The organism is Anabaena sp. FACHB-1391 (assembly GCF_014696755.1).
Taxonomy (GTDB): domain Bacteria; phylum Cyanobacteriota; class Cyanobacteriia; order Cyanobacteriales; family Nostocaceae; genus Dolichospermum; species Dolichospermum planctonicum.
This window is the reverse complement of the sequence record NZ_JACJQS010000010.1, coordinates 74,866-93,092: the sequence shown is the minus strand read 5'-3', so window position 1 is coordinate 93,092 and position 18,227 is coordinate 74,866. Positions and strand designations below refer to the sequence as shown.

At 36.4% G+C, this 18,227-nt stretch carries 19 protein-coding genes and 3 pseudogenes; 9 read left to right on the top strand and 13 right to left on the bottom strand.

From position 1 onward, the window contains the following. Positions 1-365 precede the first annotated feature (365 nt). From H6F62_RS07050 to H6F62_RS07040, 3 genes and pseudogenes are all read left to right on the top strand, one after another. Positions 366-4,010, top strand: a complete 3,645-nt coding sequence (locus H6F62_RS07050; protein WP_190371669.1) for a DUF4347 domain-containing protein — start codon at positions 366-368, stop codon at positions 4,008-4,010. A 1,453-nt stretch (positions 4,011-5,463) separates the two neighbouring features. Continuing rightward, a complete protein-coding gene (locus H6F62_RS07045) occupies positions 5,464-5,781 on the top strand; it encodes a hypothetical protein (RefSeq protein ID WP_137907444.1) in 318 nt (105 codons plus the stop codon). After that, positions 5,778-6,153 (top strand): annotated as a pseudogene (locus H6F62_RS07040) (aspartyl protease). Before H6F62_RS07045 ends, H6F62_RS07040 begins: the two are co-directional and overlap by 4 nt. Positions 6,154-6,217: 64 nt before the next feature. On the opposite strand, the gene H6F62_RS07035 reads toward H6F62_RS07040, so the two are convergent. Both H6F62_RS07035 and H6F62_RS07030 read right to left on the bottom strand, forming a co-directional pair. Next, positions 6,218-6,550 carry a XisI protein gene (locus H6F62_RS07035; protein WP_137907443.1) on the bottom strand — a complete coding sequence of 111 codons (333 nt, stop codon included), beginning with the start codon at positions 6,548-6,550 and terminating at the stop codon, positions 6,218-6,220. Then, positions 6,538-6,957, bottom strand: a complete 420-nt coding sequence (locus tag H6F62_RS07030; RefSeq protein WP_137907442.1) for a XisH family protein — start codon at positions 6,955-6,957, stop codon at positions 6,538-6,540. Before H6F62_RS07030 ends, H6F62_RS07035 begins: the two co-directional genes overlap by 13 nt. Before the next feature lie 419 nt (positions 6,958-7,376). On the opposite strand from H6F62_RS07030, the gene H6F62_RS07025 reads away from it, so the two are divergent. From H6F62_RS07025 to H6F62_RS07005, 5 genes are all read left to right on the top strand, one after another. Then, entirely contained in the window at positions 7,377-7,649 is a 273-nt protein-coding gene (locus tag H6F62_RS07025; RefSeq protein ID WP_190371668.1) for a toxin HicA, read from the top strand. Next, positions 7,642-7,965, top strand: coding sequence for a type II toxin-antitoxin system HicB family antitoxin (locus tag H6F62_RS07020; RefSeq protein ID WP_190371667.1), 324 nt, complete (start codon positions 7,642-7,644; stop codon positions 7,963-7,965). The genes H6F62_RS07025 and H6F62_RS07020 overlap by 8 nt, the downstream gene beginning before the upstream one ends. 94 nt (positions 7,966-8,059) lie before the next feature. Beyond that, positions 8,060-8,215: a hypothetical protein gene (locus H6F62_RS07015; RefSeq protein ID WP_190371666.1), complete on the top strand. Its 156-nt coding sequence runs from the start codon at positions 8,060-8,062 to the stop codon at positions 8,213-8,215. 80 nt (positions 8,216-8,295) lie between these two features. Continuing rightward, entirely contained in the window at positions 8,296-8,613 is a 318-nt protein-coding gene (locus tag H6F62_RS07010) for a hypothetical protein (RefSeq protein WP_137907439.1), read from the top strand. Beyond that, a complete protein-coding gene (locus H6F62_RS07005) occupies positions 8,610-8,972 on the top strand; it encodes an aspartyl protease (RefSeq protein ID WP_190371665.1) in 363 nt (120 codons plus the stop codon). The genes H6F62_RS07010 and H6F62_RS07005 overlap by 4 nt, the downstream gene beginning before the upstream one ends. Positions 8,973-9,199: 227 nt before the next feature. Here the strand turns inward: H6F62_RS07005 and H6F62_RS07000 are convergent. The 11 genes and pseudogenes from H6F62_RS07000 to ahcY all read right to left on the bottom strand — a co-directional run. Then, positions 9,200-9,280: pseudogene (locus tag H6F62_RS07000) on the bottom strand (element excision factor XisH family protein); the annotation flags it as partial. 62 nt (positions 9,281-9,342) lie between these two features. Then, the gene (locus H6F62_RS06995) at positions 9,343-9,624 is read right to left on the bottom strand and encodes a hypothetical protein (RefSeq protein ID WP_236097087.1); all 282 of its coding nucleotides are present in this window, start codon (positions 9,622-9,624) and stop codon (positions 9,343-9,345) included. A 124-nt stretch (positions 9,625-9,748) separates the two neighbouring features. Next, the gene (locus tag H6F62_RS06990; RefSeq protein WP_190369794.1) at positions 9,749-10,084 is read right to left on the bottom strand and encodes a XisI protein; all 336 of its coding nucleotides are present in this window, start codon (positions 10,082-10,084) and stop codon (positions 9,749-9,751) included. After that, a pseudogene (locus H6F62_RS06985) lies at positions 10,072-10,484 on the bottom strand (element excision factor XisH family protein). The gene H6F62_RS06990 and the pseudogene H6F62_RS06985 overlap by 13 nt, the downstream one beginning before the upstream one ends. A 249-nt stretch (positions 10,485-10,733) precedes the next feature. Continuing rightward, positions 10,734-11,063, bottom strand: a complete 330-nt coding sequence (locus tag H6F62_RS06980; RefSeq protein ID WP_137907436.1) for a XisI protein — start codon at positions 11,061-11,063, stop codon at positions 10,734-10,736. After that, the gene (locus H6F62_RS06975; protein ID WP_104388590.1) at positions 11,051-11,467 is read right to left on the bottom strand and encodes a XisH family protein; all 417 of its coding nucleotides are present in this window, start codon (positions 11,465-11,467) and stop codon (positions 11,051-11,053) included. The genes H6F62_RS06980 and H6F62_RS06975 overlap by 13 nt, the downstream gene beginning before the upstream one ends. 20 nt (positions 11,468-11,487) lie before the next feature. Next, positions 11,488-11,820, bottom strand: coding sequence for a XisI protein (locus tag H6F62_RS06970; protein ID WP_137907435.1), 333 nt, complete (start codon positions 11,818-11,820; stop codon positions 11,488-11,490). 40 nt (positions 11,821-11,860) lie between these two features. Further along, entirely contained in the window at positions 11,861-12,055 is a 195-nt protein-coding gene (locus tag H6F62_RS06965) for a type II toxin-antitoxin system HicB family antitoxin (RefSeq protein ID WP_236097086.1), read from the bottom strand. 101 nt (positions 12,056-12,156) lie between these two features. After that, on the bottom strand, positions 12,157-12,309 hold the full coding sequence (locus tag H6F62_RS20880; RefSeq protein WP_242025920.1) for a type II toxin-antitoxin system HicA family toxin: 153 nt from the start codon (positions 12,307-12,309) through the stop codon (positions 12,157-12,159). Positions 12,310-12,469: 160 nt separating this feature from the next. Further along, positions 12,470-14,671, bottom strand: coding sequence for a hypothetical protein (locus H6F62_RS06955; RefSeq protein WP_190371664.1), 2,202 nt, complete (start codon positions 14,669-14,671; stop codon positions 12,470-12,472). Positions 14,672-15,022: 351 nt separating this feature from the next. After that, complete coding sequence (gene ahcY / locus H6F62_RS06950; RefSeq protein ID WP_137907433.1) at positions 15,023-16,297, bottom strand: adenosylhomocysteinase; 1,275 nt, start codon at positions 16,295-16,297, stop codon at positions 15,023-15,025. Positions 16,298-16,652: 355 nt separating this feature from the next. Between ahcY and H6F62_RS06945 the strand changes: the two genes are divergently transcribed. Beyond that, on the top strand, positions 16,653-18,005 hold the full coding sequence (locus H6F62_RS06945) for a mechanosensitive ion channel family protein (protein ID WP_190371663.1): 1,353 nt from the start codon (positions 16,653-16,655) through the stop codon (positions 18,003-18,005). The last annotated feature ends 222 nt before the right edge of the window (positions 18,006-18,227 follow it).

Here is an 18,227-nt window from a genome sequence, read left to right as displayed (position 1 = left end):
TAATAATATAATAACGCACCATATTAAATCTTCATCCTGTACATCCTTTCATCCTGGATATCCTGATTCTGACAAATGTAAAAGCATAAATGTTACCAGAGTATATAGTAACGCACCATATTAAATCATTATCCTGTACATCCTTTCATCCTGGATATCCTGATTCAGACAAATGTAAAAGCATGAATGTTACCAGAGTATTATGTATGTGACACTAATTAACACCTATTAAATTTAAAAAAATACGGTTGTACTTCTGACTTTAATCAATTACAATCATATTATGACAAGGTTTTATTACGTGAAGTTGCTCATTTTCTACCCCATATAACAAAAACCAACAGTACCAGGTGCAAAGGAAAAATATGTCTAACAACTCTTTTCTCCGTCAAACCGCAACAACAATTGTTTTTATAGATGCCTCCCTTTCCGACTATCACACCCTGCAAACAGGAATTATCGAAGGCGTAAAAACAGTTATTATTTCCCCAGAGCAAGACGGAATCGAGCAAGTTAGCCAAATTTTACAACAACATCCCCACATCACCACCATTCACATCCTTTCCCACGGTGCGCCCGGATGCTTATATTTAGGCAATAGTCAATTAAACTTAACCAATATTCATAATTACACCCAACAATTACAACAGTGGCAACCTCAGAATATTTTACTATATGGTTGTAACGTCGCTGCTGGGGATGCAGGGGCAGAATTTATTGACAAATTACATCAAATTACCAACGCCACCATTAGCGCCTCCACCACAAAAACCGGCAATGCAGCATTAGGGGGAAATTGGCAGTTAGAGGTGAATATTCCCGTTACAGAGACATTCCATGGCACATCTCTACATTTGTCAGATATTGTTGCACACACCCTCAACACCTACCAGGGAGTATTTGCACCCACATTAGTGGGCAATTATAATACTTCTGGCTCTGCTTGGGGTGTGCAAGTAGTCGGTAACTACGCTTATGTTGCTGATTATTATTCAGGACTACAAATCATTGATATCAGCAACCCCACTACCCCCACCATCAAGGGCAATTATAATACATCTAGCTATGCTAGAGGTGTGCAAGTAGTGGGTAACTATGCTTATGTAGCTGATTATTATTCAGGACTACAAATCATAGACATCAGCAACCCCACAACCCCCACCCTCAAGGGCAATTATGATACATCTGGCATTGCTTTTGGTGTGCAAGTAGTCGGTAACTATGCTTATGTAGCTGATTATACTTCAGGACTACAAATCATTGACATCAGCAACCCCACAACCCCCACCCTCAAGGGCAATTATGATACATCTGGCTATGCTTGGGGTGTGCAAGTAGTCGGTAACTATGCTTACGTAGCTGATGCTGGTTCAGGACTACAAATCATTGACATCAGCAACCCCACTACCCCCACCCTCAAGGGCAATTATAATACATCTGGCTATGCTATAGGTGTGCAAGTAGTCGGCAACTACGCTTATGTAGCTGATGATTCTTCAGGACTACAAATAATTGACATCAGCAACCCCTCTACCCCCACCCTCAAGGGCAATTATGATACATCTGGCTATGCTTGGGGTGTGCAAGTAGTCGGCAACTACGCTTATGTAGCTGATGATTCTTCAGGACTACAAATAATTGACATCAGCAACCCCTCTACCCCCACCCTCAAGGGCAATTATGATACATCTGGCTATGCTTGGGGTGTGCAAGTAGTCGGTAACTATGCTTACGTAGCTGATGATTATTCAGGACTACAAATCATAGACGTGAGTGAGTTTATTAACAAAGCACCCACCAGCCTCACACTCTCCACCAGCACAGTTGCGGAAAACCAAATTATTGGTACAGTGGTTGGTAATCTTTCCACCACAGACCCAGATACAGGAAACACCTTTACTTATAGTTTAGTCACCGGAGACGGTGCAACGGATAATAGTTTATTTACCATTAGCGGAAATCAACTTACCACCAACTTTGTATTTGACTTTGAAACCAAAAACAGTTACAGCATTCGACTGAGGACAACAGACCAGGGTGGGTTATTCTTTGAAAGACAATTAACCATTGGAGTCACTGACCTTAACGATAACGAAAGTTTCACCACCACAGCCCAACAAGATATCATAGATGCTGACTATGGAGACGACACCATCACCAGTACATGGGCCAATTTACAACAAAACGACATCATCAAAGGTGGTAATGGCACAGACACCTTAATTATCACCGGAGGAACAGCTAATGATCTTATCTCCATAGATACCAGTAACACCACCAATCAATTAGATATTCCAGGGACAACAGTATTCGGATTTGAACGCTTTGATTTAACTAGCTTTACAGGTACTGTCAGTTTTGATGGTACTACTGGTAATGATTGGATTAAAGCAGGTACAGGAAACGATGATTTAGGTGGTGGAGATGGTAATGACACTCTCAACGGGGGAACAGGTGCAGATTTATTAGGTGGTGGTAAAGGTAATGACACTTATGTAGTGGATAATGTGGGTGATGTCATTGCTGAATTTTTAAATCAAGGTATTGATACCGTTGAATCTTCTATCACTTGGACATTAAGAGCCAACTTAGAAAACCTAACGTTACAAGGAACAACCGCTATTAACGGTACTGGTAACACCCTCAATAATACCATTACAGGTAACACTGGTAATAACACTCTTAATGGTGGTGCGGGCGCTGATACCCTCATTGGTGGTTTAGGAAATGATAGCCTCATTGGTGGCGCTGGTAATGACTCCTACTATGTTGACAGTACAGCAGATATCATCACAGAATCAGTAAATCAAGGACTAGATAGCGTTTTCAGCACCGCAGCAACTTACACCCTCAGCGCCAATGTAGAAAACCTAACGTTACAGGGAACAATCGCTATTAACGGTACAGGTAACACCCTCAATAATATCATTACAGGTAATACAGCCGATAACGTTCTCACTGGTGGTACGGGTGCTGATACTTTAATTGGTGGCGCTGGTAATGACTCCTATTATGTGGACAATACAGCAGATATCATCACAGAAAATGCTAATGAAGGAACTGATATTGTTTTCACAACTGTAACCTATACCTTAACCCCCAATACCGAAAACCTAACGTTACAGGGAACAACCGCTATTAACGGTACAGGTAATAACCTGAATAATATCATTACAGGTAACGCAGCCGATAACGTTCTTACAGGTGGTACGGGTGCTGATACTTTAATTGGTGGTGCTGGTAATGACTCCTATTATGTGGACAATACAGCAGATACCATCACAGAATTAGTAAATCAAGGAACTGATATTGTTTTCACAACTGTAACCTATACCCTCACCCCCAATACCGAAAACCTGACTTTACAGGGAACAACCGCTATTAATGGTACAGGTAATGACCTCGATAACAGCATTACAGGTAACGCAGCCGATAACGTTCTCACCGGTGGTTTAGGAAATGATACCCTCATTGGTGGTGCTGGTAATGACTCCTATTATGTTGACAGTACAGCAGATACCATCACAGAAAACTTGAATGAAGGAACTGATAGTGTTTTCACAACTGTAACCTATACCTTAACCCCCAATACCGAAAACCTAACGTTACAGGGAACAACCGCTATTAACGGTACAGGTAATGACCTCGATAACAGCATTACAGGTAACGCAGCAGCTAACATTCTCAGAGGTGGCTTCGGTAACGATACCTTGTATTTAGGTTTAAACGATAATGCTGTAGATAACGTTAATTACGTTCTTGGTGATGCTACAGATACAGTTTACCACTTTGTGCGCGGTGTCGGTGGCGATAAACTGAACTTTACAGGTATTGCCAGTTTTGATGTAATTACATCAGGTAATTCTACATTAGTGCGGGCTGGAGATGGTATTAGTGGTAATCCTGGTTTTGGTACTGGTCAATCATTAATGATTTTATCTGATACATCAGGATTTAATAGCACCAATGCGAGTTTAAACCTGTTCGGAGGTACTTTCTTGTTTAGTTAATAGCTTTATTGGGTTTTCTCAACCCAATAACTTCGGGACTTTATTGTTAGGACTTTGTTGGGTTACGTTGTGGCTTAACCCAACCTACAATTATCACAAGACGCAAAAAAACCGCGAAAAATTTTATTTTTAGGTGTTGACAAAGGATTTTAAATATGTTATCCTAAGCTTGATAAGGAAGAACTATCTTAAATTTTAAAAGTAGGGTGTGTTAGCGACAGCGTAACGCACCATTTTAAATCATTGACATCATCAGAAAATCCCCATCTTCATCCTGTACATCCTTTCATCAGTTGACAGGGAACAGCCAACAAAACGCAAAAAAACCGCGAAAAATTTTATTTTCAGGTGTTGACAAAGAATTTTAAAAATGTTATACTAATCTTGATAAGGAAGAACTATCGTAAATTATTTATAGTAGGGTGTGTTAGCTGTATTCGTAATGCACCATTGGTAAGAACTTTGTGTGTAACATAGCGATAGCGAAGCGCTGCTGCAAGCAGTTCGCTATATAATATAGTAAGTTCAGGTTGTGCAGGCAAGATGCCCGCACCACAAGAGTTTTATTTTATTATTAATATCTGTACTTGAGGTGAAGACTTTGGAGGTAGGATAGCGATAGCGAAGCGCTGCTGCAAGCAGTTCGCTATATAATAACTATATAATATAGTAACGCACCATATTAAATCATTGACATCATCATAAAATCCCCATCTTCATCCTGTACATCCTTTCATCCTGGATATCCTGATTCTGACATAAATTAGGTGACAGGTGCTACGCACAGGGATAGGTGACAGGGAACAGCTTTTTGAGTAGGGTGTGTTAGCGATTAGTAAAGCATTATTGGTAAAGACTTTGTGTGTAGCATAGCGATAGCGAAGCGCTGCTGCAAGCAGTTCGCTATATAATATAGTAACGCATCATTTTAAATCATTGACATCATCATAAAATCCCCATCTTCATCCTGTACATCCTTTCATCCTGGATATCCTGATTCTGACAAAATTGACAAAGGATTTTAAATATGTTATCCTTATTTTGATAAGGAAGAACTATCTTAAATTATTTATAGTAGGGTGTGTTAGTGATTAGTAAAGCATTATTGGTAAAGACTTTGTGTGTAGCATAGCGATAGCGAAGCGCTGCTGCAAGCAGTTCGCTATATAATATAGTAAGTTCAGCTTGTGCGGGCAAGATGCCCGCACCACAAGAGTTTTATTTTATTATTAATATCTGTACTTGAGGTAAAGGCTTTGGGGGTAGCATAGCGATAGCGAAGCGCTGCTGCAAGCAGTTCGCTATATAATATAGTAACGCACCATTTTAAATCATTATCCTGTACATCCTTTCATCCTGGATATCCTGATTCAGATAACTTAATTTCAAATGATAAAAGTTGCAATTAAGCACAATTTAATTTAAAATAATAACTAGAGTTAAAGTTAATAATATGACTCACATAACATCAAAAAAAATGGTAAGAAGAGGAAGAATTTTTCCTGAATTGACTATATCACCAGAAGAATTAGCCAGACGAGAAGCGGAAGATGAAATATTTTATCAACGTTGTCAGGCAATTTTTGAGCGTGTCCGTCCTCAATATATCGAAAGTCACTATGGTTGGTATATTGCTATAGAACCAGATAGTGGAGAATATTTAATTGATCAGGATAGAATGCAATCTCATAAAAGAATGTTGGAAAAATATCCTCAAGCTAGACATTTCGTTTTTTGTTTGAATGAAACGGGGACAACTGGCACAATATGATAGAGGGTTATTTTGGAGAAAATGGGCAATTAATTATTTTTTGAGATTGAATTAGTTACTAATGATGGCTTAAATCTTCCTATAGATGCCCTATTTGATACGGGCTTTGCAGGTTTTATGGCTATTAATACACAAGATTTAGATGGATTAGAATGGGTGTATAGTGGGGAGGAAATCTTACGGACGGCAAAAAGTGAATCAAAATTTCAGATTTATTTAGGTCAAGTGATATTAGACGGAAAGCAGTATCAAATTCCTGTGAATGTGGGTAAAGGAATTAATGAAATTTTGCTTGGTTCTGAGTGGTTGAAGTTTTTGCGGTTGGTGGTGGATTTTCCAGAGGGTATTTTGACTTTCTGTATGTCTGGTTAATACAGTTTGGACTAATTCAGGATAATTCATTGTTTCCATAAAACTATCTCCTGTAATCAATACTCTAAACCGATGCAAAACCTGTAAACCGTCTCACATAAGGTGATCTAAAACCTAAAACAATATCTGTTTTCGGTACACCTAACTCTACCAACTGTTGAGCAATTCCTTCCTCCGTAAAATCACGCTGAATCCAAATTTTACCATCTTTAATCCTAATATGAATCGGACAACCATAAATTCTATTTTCATCCTTCCATCCTGTATACAATAATAAATAAATATCCCGTTCTGTATCAAACACAATTTCTGTGTGTTCTAAATCTTCCTCTGCTTGGTCTTTTGCATATTTAGAGATAATATCTTTTACTATCTCTTGATAATTTAAGGTTTCCATAAGACTATTGCCTCCTTATTAATGTCAAAAACTAATAACTTAATTTCATAAGTTTGTAAAACAGTTTGAATGAAACTATCAGTAAAAAACTCTTGATATATGTCTTGAGAGATAGCTAAATATAATACTCTTTCAGGGTCTTGCTGTCCTAATGCTATCCTATAATTTAAAAATTGACCAATCGCTGTATGAAATTCAGAAATTGCTGAAAGTCCGAGAAAACTTTTTACCTCTACTGCTATTTTTTGATTATCTTTCTCAGCACCAATTAATTTTTCTGCTCCTAAATCTATCCTAATTTTCACTAATGCTGTTAGGCGCAAATATAAAGGATCATCAGTAATTTGCCAATTCTCCTTTTCTAAGGCTATTTTAACTGTATTGTGAAATATATCTTTTGCCGACATAAAAATTTAAAGTGATATTTTATCCTAAATTATACCTGATTTTTAAGTAATGCCTCTATATTATATTCGTAGGTTGGGTTAAGCGAAGCGCAACCCAACGCAATAACATTATAAAGATGTTGGGTTTCATTCCTCAACCCAACCTACAACTACTGACCTTGCCCCTGGTAACAGTTCCGCCATATCTACACCTACCATCACAAAAGGATTGACATAGTACCAATATTGATCCTATAATTGAGCTATCAACATTATGGCATTCTATCCATAATAATTTCTTATGATAAGCATTTATCCACCTTGACTGGGAACAGTGCTTAAGGTTTCTAAATTCGTGCATTGTTAATACCGAGTAAAATCACTTAGATTTTACTTAATTTACATTGACATGGATTTTATATACAAAAGGAAACCTGAAGATGACACAAATAAAAAAAATCCTTGCTGAACTCAAAAATAATCCTCAGAACGTAAACTTTACTGATTTAGTAAAGGTTTGCACTCATTATTTTGGAGAACCCAGACAGCAAAGGACAAGCCACTGTGTCTACAAAATGCCCTGGAGTGGAGATCCGCGAGTCAACATCCAAAGCGACAAAGGAAAGGTAAAGCCCTATCAAGTTAGACAAGTTTTGGATGCGATAGAAAAATTAGCACCAATTGAAGAAACTGAGGAATCGGAAAATGGTTAATCACAACCACTATACATATAGAGTTACTTGGTCACAAGAGGATCAAGAATTTGTGGGTTTGTGTGCTGAATTTCCTAGCCTGTCTTATCTTCATGAAGATAATCTTACTGCTCTCAAAGGTATTACAGAGCTAGTGAAAGATATACTAACTGATATGGAAACTACTGGGGAGATACCTCCAGAGCCACTAGCAGAGAAGCAATATAGTGGTAAATTTCAGCTACGCATCACTCCGGCACTACACCGCAAATTGGCTATAGAAGCCGCAGAAGAAAAAGTTAGTCTGAACCGATATATCAGTTATAAACTTGGTTGATTATTGATTAAATTTATTTCTGTGGAAGCTTAAAGCCTCCTTTTTTATCATTTTTAGAAAGTCTGGCTAATTGGTCTGATGTTTTATTAAAGAAGTGAGTGAGGCTTTTCGGTTAACTGATACTTCTAATCAGGCTTGGGATTTGATTGATGCTATTATTTATAAATGGCATGAAAGTGCGATCGCAATCACCAGTCCTGGTCTAGCAGCAGCTTTTAATGATGAAACTAAAAAGGGAAAATTAAGTTAAAATTTATGTTTAAATAATGATAAGATTTGCAATTAAGCACAATTTAAGTTAAGATAATAACTAGAGTTTAAGTTAATAGTATGACTCACATAACATCAAAAAAAGTGGTAAGAAGAGGAAGAATTTTTCCTGAATTGACTATATCACCAGAAGAATTAGCCAGACGAGAAGCAGATGATGAAATATTTTATCAGCGTTGTCGGGCAATTTTTGAGCGTGTCCGTCCTGAATATATTGAAAGTAACTATGGTTGGTATATTGCTATAGAACCAGATAGTGGTGAATACTTTCTTGATCAAGATAATATTCAAGCTCATAAAAAAGTCCTTGAGAAATACCCAAAGGCTAAGAATTATGTGTTTTGCTTAAATGAAACAGGAACGACTGGGAGAATATGATTCAGGGAAATTTTGGTAGTGAAGGGCAGCTATTTTTTGAGATTGATTTGATTACTGCTGATGGGTTAAATCTACCTGTGGATGCGATGTTAAATACAGGATTTACCAAATTTATGGCAATTAATACTCAAAATTTGGATGGACTGGATTGGGTTTTTCTTGGTAATGAACCTATGCAAACAGCACAAGGTGAATCAAGGTTTAATATCTATTTAGGTAAGGTAATATGGGATGGTAAGGAATATGAAATTCCTGTTCATGTGGGGGATAATATTACAGAAGTTTTATTAGGTTCTGAATGGTTGAAATTTTTGCGTTTGGTGGTGGATTTTCCAGAGGATATTTTAACTTTGGGTTGAAGAGTTTTTTCTCATGCAAAGACGCAAAGGAAGAATACAAAAAATTTAACCCTCTGCAAAACCAGTAAACTATAAAGTTATGAAGCTATTTGATAAATTACAGGTTTATATCTTGCTTCGGGAATGGGTTTACCTGCTATTTCCGACATAAATAACAGCTAAATGGAAAATCAACATGAAAAAAATTTTCAACTTGACATAAAAGTAAGTTTGCAACAAAGAAACAATAAAGGATCATCAGTAATTAACCAACCATCTTTTTCTAAAGCTAACCTAACTGCATTGTGAAAAAAATCTTTCGCGGACATATAAAATTAAAGTGATGATGTTTAATTATGTTACTTCCCAGTCTTGTAATTGTATAAGTAAATCATGAGAATGCTTCTCTTTCAGGTTGTTCTAATTGTGGATGTCTAATAAATGTTTCATCTTGGATACAACCATAAAAATCACTCAATTTCATGGTTTGTTCTGTTGCTGTTTCTTCTTTTGGTACAGCTATTTCATAAATAACAATAATATCAAATTCAGTTCCTTCTTTAGCCTGTGGTAAATGAATTTTTAATAGTCCATCTTTACCAATGCGCGATCGCAGTCTTAAACTTTCCATTTTTAATTTTCCTTTCTCTAGTAATTTGCGATTTTTCGACATTACTTTATTTTATCATTTTTTTACCTTAAATTCTATCCTACTTTCATTATTCTTTATCTAGTGATAATTCTTAGGTTGGGTTAAGCTGCAACGAAAAACCAAAGGCTTCAACTAAAGTTTTAAACTAAGTAATTGCAAATTCTGTATATTGTCTGATATCGGCTGGTTGGAAGGCTAAAACTATTTGATTTTTAGGAATACCAGCGTTAACAAGTTCGTTGGCTATACCGTATTCTGTTCCGTCTCTTTGAATCCAGATTTTATCGTTGATTATGTCAATATGAACTAAGCAACCATGCACTCGTTGATTATTTTCCCAGCCTAATGTTAGTAGTAAGTAATGATTGGCGGTTTGGTCTATGATTAGTTGTCTTTCTAGTTCACCGTAAGCGTAGGGAAGTTGAGAATATTCGGTTAAGATTTTTTGAATGATTTGGCGATAATTATTTAAGGTATCCATTGCAGTATAATCTCTTGTTTGGAGTCGAAGACAAGTAAACAAAGGCGTTGATTTTCTAATAATATTTTACCAACTGGTTCTTGAAATAGTTCTGAGTAGGTTTCTTGACGAATAGCGAGATATAAGCGGCGTTCAGGTTCTAAGCGTGTGAGAATGTCGTAATATAAGATATATTGCCCTAAAGCGTTTTCTAAGTCGGTAACTGGAGAAGCACCTATAAAGCTTTTAATTTCGACTGCTATTTTCTGTCCAGTTTTTTCGGCTGCTATGAGTTTTTCTGCACCTAAGTCTATATATAAATCTCTTATACCCCATTTGAGAACGGATCTTTGGTGATTTGCCAATTATCTTTTTCTAGGGCATTTCTAACGGTATTATGGTAAATGTCTTTGGCTGGCATAGGGATAAATTTATACTACAATATATAGTATATTAATTTGGGTATTTACAAACAGCCCTGGCGATTAGAAATTGCGGCTATACAAACAAAGTCCACCTGCGTGGACTAAAAGCAAGATTTTTGAACCCGCGAAGGCGGGTTTTGTCTGTGTAGACGCGAATTATATTCGCCGGGTGTTTAAATATTAAAAAGGGGATAAGCAAAAAGCCTATCCCCAAAAAATCAAGTTATAAAAATTGAATAAAAAATCTAAACTGATGCAAAACCAGTAAACTGTCTCACATAAGGTGATCTAAAACCTAAAACAATATCTGATTTCGGCACACCTAACTCTACCAACTCATTAGCTACTCCTTCCTCTGTAAAATCACACTGTATCCAGATTTTTCCATCCTTAATATCAACATGAATAACCGAACCATAAGTCCGTTTTTCACCTTCCCAACCTAGATGAATTACTAAATAGTGTTTTTTTTGATCATCAAATATTAATTGTATTTCCGTTCCTTTAGCTAAATGACTTTCTGTATGTCTTGCTAATACTGTTTGTACTAATTCAGGGTAATTTATTCCTTCCATAAAACAATCTCCTCCTTCCTAGTTTCAAATATCAATAATTTTAATTTATATTCAGCAATTATTTCTTGAATCACAGGTATCAGAAAAAAAGCTGTATAGATTTCATAACTAATTGCTAAATATAAAATACGATCAGGTGCTTCTCTTCCTAAAATATAACGGTAATTAAGTGTTTGTCCTAAAGCTGTATGAAATTCACTAATCGCTGATTTTCCCAAAAAAGATTTTATTTCAACTGCTATTTTTTCTCCTTCTTTTTCTGCTGCTAGAAGTCTTTCCGCTCCTAAATCAAGACGAAATTCTATAGTATCTACTATAAATCTTAAAGGATCGTCAGTAATTAACCAACCATCTTTTTCTAAAGCTAACCTAACTGCATTATGAAAAAAATCTTTTGCGGACATAAAAACAATGAATAAAAAATCTAAACCGATGCAAAACCAGTAAACTGTCTCACATAAGGTGATCTAAAACCTAAAACAATATCTGATTTCGGCACACCTAACTCAACTAATTGATGAGGAATTCCTTCTTCCGTAAAATCTCTTTCAATCCAAATTTTTCCATCTTTAATACTAATATGAATGGGAAACCAATAAATTCTTTTTTCATCTTTCCATCCTGTAACCAATAATAAATAAACATCCCTTTCGGTATCAAAAACAAGTTCGATATTTTCTGAATCTTCTACACATTCTTCCTGTGCATACTTTTGAATGAAATTTTTAACTATTTCTCGATAATTTAATGTTTCCATAAGACTATAAAGTTATGAAGCTATTTGATAAATTACAGGTTTATATCTTGCTTGGTGGAATGGGTTTACCTTCTATTTCCGCAGCTTCTAACCAAGCAGTTTTAGCTTTGAGAACTTCTTGCAGTGCTTCTTCTTCAGTTAAACCAAATCCTGAACAATATTTTAAATCAGGAATATCAGCAATATAACCTTCATCTTCTTGACTGTAGAAAATATTAATGTGATAGTGTTTCATTATTCATTCTCCATAGTTAAGGAATATTTTTCAATCAAAATCAAAAATTGCCGAATTTGATAAGGAATAGCTTTACCATTGCGATTTTGTAAGTTAATAAGTTATGGGATAGTTGGATGTGTAAAAATGTGATGACTACCGTTGATACTTGATAGGGAAAAACCAAAGGCTTCAACTAAAGTCACTAAATCATCAAATTGAAGATTTTTAGATCCTGAAAGAACTTTCTCTAGTAATTTACGCTTTTTTGACATTACTTTATTTTATCATTATTTTACCTTAAATTTTATCCTATCTCATTATTCTTTACTTAGTAATAATTCGTAGGTTGGGTTAAGCTGCATCGCAACCCAACGCAAGAAAATTATAATGATGTTGGGTTTTCTCAAGCCAACCTACATACTCAGTTCTGTATCATAAGCCTAATTCTTTCCATTCTTTAATCAAAACATTCTCAACACCACTGTATGAAGCTATAAGTAAAAAATTATTCTTGAAATCTATTCTATCTTTAAAAAAAGAACTATACTCTTCTTTACTACAATCTACTATATGAACAAATCCACTAATATCAACTCTAACAGCAGGAAATAGATTTTGTTTCTCTCTCAAATGAAGCATTCTTTCACGTATCCATATCCAATCTATATTTTTATAGTCAGAAAGATTAGTAGAAAATTGATCATCATGAGTCAGTGGAAGAATAAGCCTATCTAGCAAATTTATTAATTTATTATGATAAAGTCCCAAGTGTTTATTTCTGGGAACATTATCAATTAAAATAAATATTTCTTCTAAGTTGGTTTGATGAATATCATCTTCCAGATAATCTTTAGCTAAATCATTAATTATATCTCTAATTTCCTCATCTGGTAAATATAAATGTTCTGGAGATGAACAAGCGTATGCTATATTTTTAAGCAAATAAATTGAGGTATTGCAAACATTTTCTTCTAAATCGTTCCTGAGTTCATCAGACAGCACACAATCAAAATAAGAATCTAATAGCGGATGACATCGTAAACCTAACTCAAAGCAAATATTATGTATTTGATTTTCTTCCGTCAAGAAATCATTATAGATCCAATCTATAAAAGATTGAATACTGGACAAAGCATCTTCAAAATTTTCTGTTGTTGTAATCTTGATTACTGGAGGAGGAATGGTAAGACTCTTTGATTTTCCATATCTTATTGACACTTCCAATAAAGTTGCCTGAACATCTAACATATACCAAGTGATAGAAGCAGGTAAATTTTTAAGCTTTCCATCTTGATTATGAATAGCTGTGTTATAGAGTGTTGATAGTGTAGCTAGAGAAACACCAAGATCAAATAGGATTTTACAAGTGAAGCCTCTACTATCTAATTGATTAATACCTGAAATAGTATCTAAAATAGGTATTCCAATAAATGGATCTTCACAACTAATAATCCTGTTAGCTACTCCAGATAAAATATTTTGTTTGACTCCAGGATGAGAAATAAATTCTCTAACAAAATCGCCTAAAGTCCCCCAAAGTTCGATATGTAACGGTAACGCACGATGACGCATTGTTAGTAATGCCGAATTAATTTCGTAAGGTTTTTCTCTTTCAAGATCCCAATAGGATAAGCCCTCTATATTAACTCTATAATACTGCTTCAAGTATGTAATACCTGTTTTCCAAATATTATCACTGGATAAGTAAGCAGAGGTAAGGTTTTCTGAATTTTCAATTAAATACTCACCTATGGGACTTTGAGAAGCATCAATTATTCCTTTATTTTGTGCAAATGGAAGAAATACATAGGGATTGATGAAACCTACAGTCAGATGAAATTTAGCAGCACCACCAACATTTTCGCATCCATCCCAGCAATCATGCCAAACAAGTACAAAACCATGTGAATTATTTCTGTCCCCTTCCCTAGCGATTAGTCGGGCTGCATTTAAAACAACAAGTTCTGTATCTTGTAAAATATCTTCATTACTTTGCTGATACAGAATAATTTGAAAAGTCGATATAGCGTTTCGGGGAAAAGTTATGTTCCCTGTAGCAGTCCATGTAGAAGGTATATGTATTTTTAGTTTTAAGTCTTGTTCATCGAAGTCTATTTTCAAGCAAAGAATTTGCTTCGATTCCCAAGTGATTAAACCTGAAACGGAATGATCTAGAAGAGCAGGATATTCAGTAGATATAATGCAAAAATTGATTTCATAATTTGACAAAAATGGTAATGTATTTTTCAATTCTGACTCATAGGCAATTATTTCTGTAATTGTTTCTCTCGTTGTTTGCTTACTTCTTTTTATTTCAATAATTATTAATTTACATTGTTCCTCATTAAAAAGTATTAAGTCGGGTTTTAAACATTGTGATTTATCGAGGGAAATGTTTTTAGGATCAGTTGTTATAATACGACTGTTTTCCAAAAATTCTAGTACATTTCTAGCAGCAATTATTGCTTTTTTAGTTGATAAATAATCAATCAAAAATGATGGTAAAGAATCAGGATCGTAGTAAGATTGATAACGGTATTCTAGTGAATTTATATCTTCATCTTCTATAAGTTCAAAAAATTTATTTTCTTGAATCGCAGTTTCTATAATTTTCTGAATTTCAATTTCTTTCATAAATTTATTACCTAATCATTTTTGAAATTGTCCTAATTCAATCAATCTTTTTTGGTGCGTTACGCTTTGCTAACACACCCTACTATCTGAATCAGGATTTCCAGGATTTAAGGATGTACAGGATGTAGAAAAAACTAATCTTTAAAATCCGAAATATTCCCAGATAAATATTCATACAAAATCCTGTAAATCCTCTAATCCTGAGCATCCTGATTCAGACAAAAAATATTTGTAATCTAAACAAACCAATTCTCATTATATCTTCTCTCTGCCCTCTCTGCGTCTCTGTGGTTCATTAAAAAAAAGGGATAAGCAAAACGCCTATCCCCAAAAAATCAACTAATTAATGACTTACGTTCCAGAAGTCCAAGAATTGATATAGTCAATTTGCTCGGCTGTCAAACTATCAATGAAAATGCCCATAGCTTGCAACTTCAAACGAGCAATTTCTTCATCTACTTCTCTAGGAATAGAATGCAAACCAGCAGCTAAACTACCCTTATTCTTCACCAGGTATTCAACAGCTAATGCTTGGTTAGCAAAACTCATATCCATAACCGCGCTGGGGTGTCCTTCAGCCGCAGCCAAATTAATCAAACGACCTTGTCCGAGTACAACTACGGATTTACCATTTGTCAATTTATACTCTTCTGTGAAAGGACGAACATCCTTGATTTCCTTAGCATTAGCAGCTAAATATTTCAAATCAAGTTCTAAATCGAAGTGACCAGAGTTACAAACGATCGCACCGTCTTTCATCACATCGAAGTGTTCACCGCGAACGACGTGCTTGTTACCTGTGACAGTAATGAAGATATCACCGTGAGGCGCTGCTTCCGCCATTGGTAGCACGCGGAAACCGTCCATAACGGCTTCAATAGCCTTGATGTGGTCAATTTCGGTAACGATGACGTTTGCACCCATACCACGGGCGCGGAGGGCTGTTCCCTTACCACACCAGCCATAACCGACAACAACAACAGTTTTACCAGCTAACAAAATATTTGTAGCGCGGATAATTCCGTCTAAGGTAGATTGACCAGTACCATAGCGGTTATCAAAGAAGTGCTTGGTGTCTGCGTCGTTAACGTTGACTGCGGGGAATGTAAGAACGCCATCATTAAACATAGCCCGTAAACGGACAATACCAGTGGTGGTTTCTTCCGTTGTGCCAATCAAATCTGCGATTTGCTGTTGACGGTGTTGAACTAATTCTGCTACCACGTCGCTACCATCGTCAATAATGATGTTAGGGCGATGATCTAATGCGATCTGGACGTGGCGGTTATAAGTGGCGTTATCTTCGCCCTTTTGTGCAAATACAGGAATACCATGATCAGCTACAAGACTTGCAGCTACGTCATCTTGAGTTGATAAGGGGTTACTTGCAATTAATAGAGCATCAGCACCACCGGCTTTCAGAGCGATCGCTAAATGTGCTGTTTCTGTAGTAACGTGGGCGCAAGCGACTAGGCGTAAACCAGCGAAGGGCTTTTCAATAGCAAAGCGATCGCGGATTTGCTTCAATACGGGCATTTCTCGTCCAGCCCATTCAATACGTTGTCTTCCCAAGGGAGCGAGAGCGAGGTCTTTAACCTCGTGCTTTAAGGGAGCAGCTACAGTCATGAAAATTATCCTCTAAAAGATGATGATTCGGTCATTATTCCACACAGTCCCCCAGAGGGACTATGTTAGTATAGCCTCAAAATTTTATTTTTATTTTGGGTTTATTTTTATTTTGAGGTCTTTACGTACTGTACAAGGTTTTCTTATTCCTAGCCATATTTTCTGGTAATTAGTAACCAGCGAGGGAGAAAGTCTGGGAAACTAGCTTCACCTCTAGTATGAGCAATGTTAACGCCCTATCTGACTTTTGGCTTTTCAATCATTCTCTGGTATTGTAGCAACTGATTGGTAATGGGTTATGGATTATGGGTTATAGCCAGTTTCTATTTCCCCATTGACACAAGGAGGTGTTTTTATGATACTTCGATTTTTAGCGATCGCCGGGACAATGGCAATCACCATTGGCTCTGTCAACAAAGCTACAGCCCAGATTTCTCCTTTACCTTTGGTGTCAACTGCCAGTATTTTCATTCCTAGGGTAGATGAAAAAGAATATACTAAACGAGCAAACCCATTAATACTTGTTAATAAAAATAGTGATGGGTTGCAACACAATCCAAAAGAAGCAAATCAAGAACAACAAACTCGGTTTTTAGTGCAGCAAGGGGGAATTGCTGCCGTCAGCACACTAGCAATAATAGCAATCAGTTGGGGTATGGGACGTTGGCAAAAACGTTTAAGCAAAAATGAAAATAAATCAATTCCGCCTATTTCCACAGATACGCAACCAATAACCACACTATTAAATCAAAAACAACAGCAGCATCTTCAAGAAGTGAGAACAAGACTGTTTCAAACTGCACAAGTAATGCTTTGGGGCGGCGGTACTTTGATCATTTTAGGACTATTTCCCTACACCAAACCCTTACAAATTGCGATTCTCGCCATTGCTCAAATTCCCATCAAATTAACTATTGTGGCTGTGGGAACTTATGTAGCTATACGGTTTACCTATGCCTTAATAGATCACTTTACTTCAACAATAGTTAGTAGTGGTGCTTTATTAACCCCAGAAACATCCGCAAGGTTACAACTAAGAATATCTACATTTTCCGGCGTGACTAAAAGTATCACTACCATAATCTGGGTAGGAGCAGGTAGCTTATTAGCACTGACATCTTTAGGTATAAATATCGTTCCACTTTTAGCCAGTGCAGGTTTACTTGGTGTAGCCCTATCCCTCCCCTCTCAAAACTTAATCAAAGACGCAATTAACGGCTTTTTGATTATTTTTGAAGATCAATACGCCCTTGGTGATATGATAACAGTTGGTACTGTAGGCGGTTTAGTCGAAAAATTGAATTTACGAATGACTCAAGTTCGAGATTCAGAAGGACGCTTAATTACCATTCCCAACAGCGAAGTCAAAATTGTCGCTAATCTTTCCAGTCGCTGGTCACGGGCTGATTTAACAATTCCGGTTTCTTACCAAGCCAATGTAGATGAAGCCCTGAAACTAATCGAAGATGTGGGTTTAGACATGACTCAAGACCCCCAATGGCAAGATCAAATTCTCGAAAAACCTAATGTATTGGGAATAGATAATTTTAGCGATCGCGGTATCATGATTAGGATCTTAATTAAAACCCAACCCCTCAAACAATGGGCTGTAGCGCGAGAATATCGTCGTCGGCTAAAAATCACTTTAGACGCAGCCGGAATTTACATTCCCGTACCGCAACAAGCAAATTGGGTAAATGAGGTATAATTACTAGTTTTTCTGTCGCGCAAAGAAGTAAATTAATTCAGGGTGTGGTATAAATACATGAAAACTGCTGTCAGCCTCTCCCCGTTGCGGGGAGAGGTTTACCAGAGCGGTTAAATAATCAATAATCTTGATCTTGGTTGAACTCACGTCTGATCTGGCTATATTAGTAGATTTGTACTATACTATAGGAATGGTCTTCACAGATGGAAGGACTGACAGAAG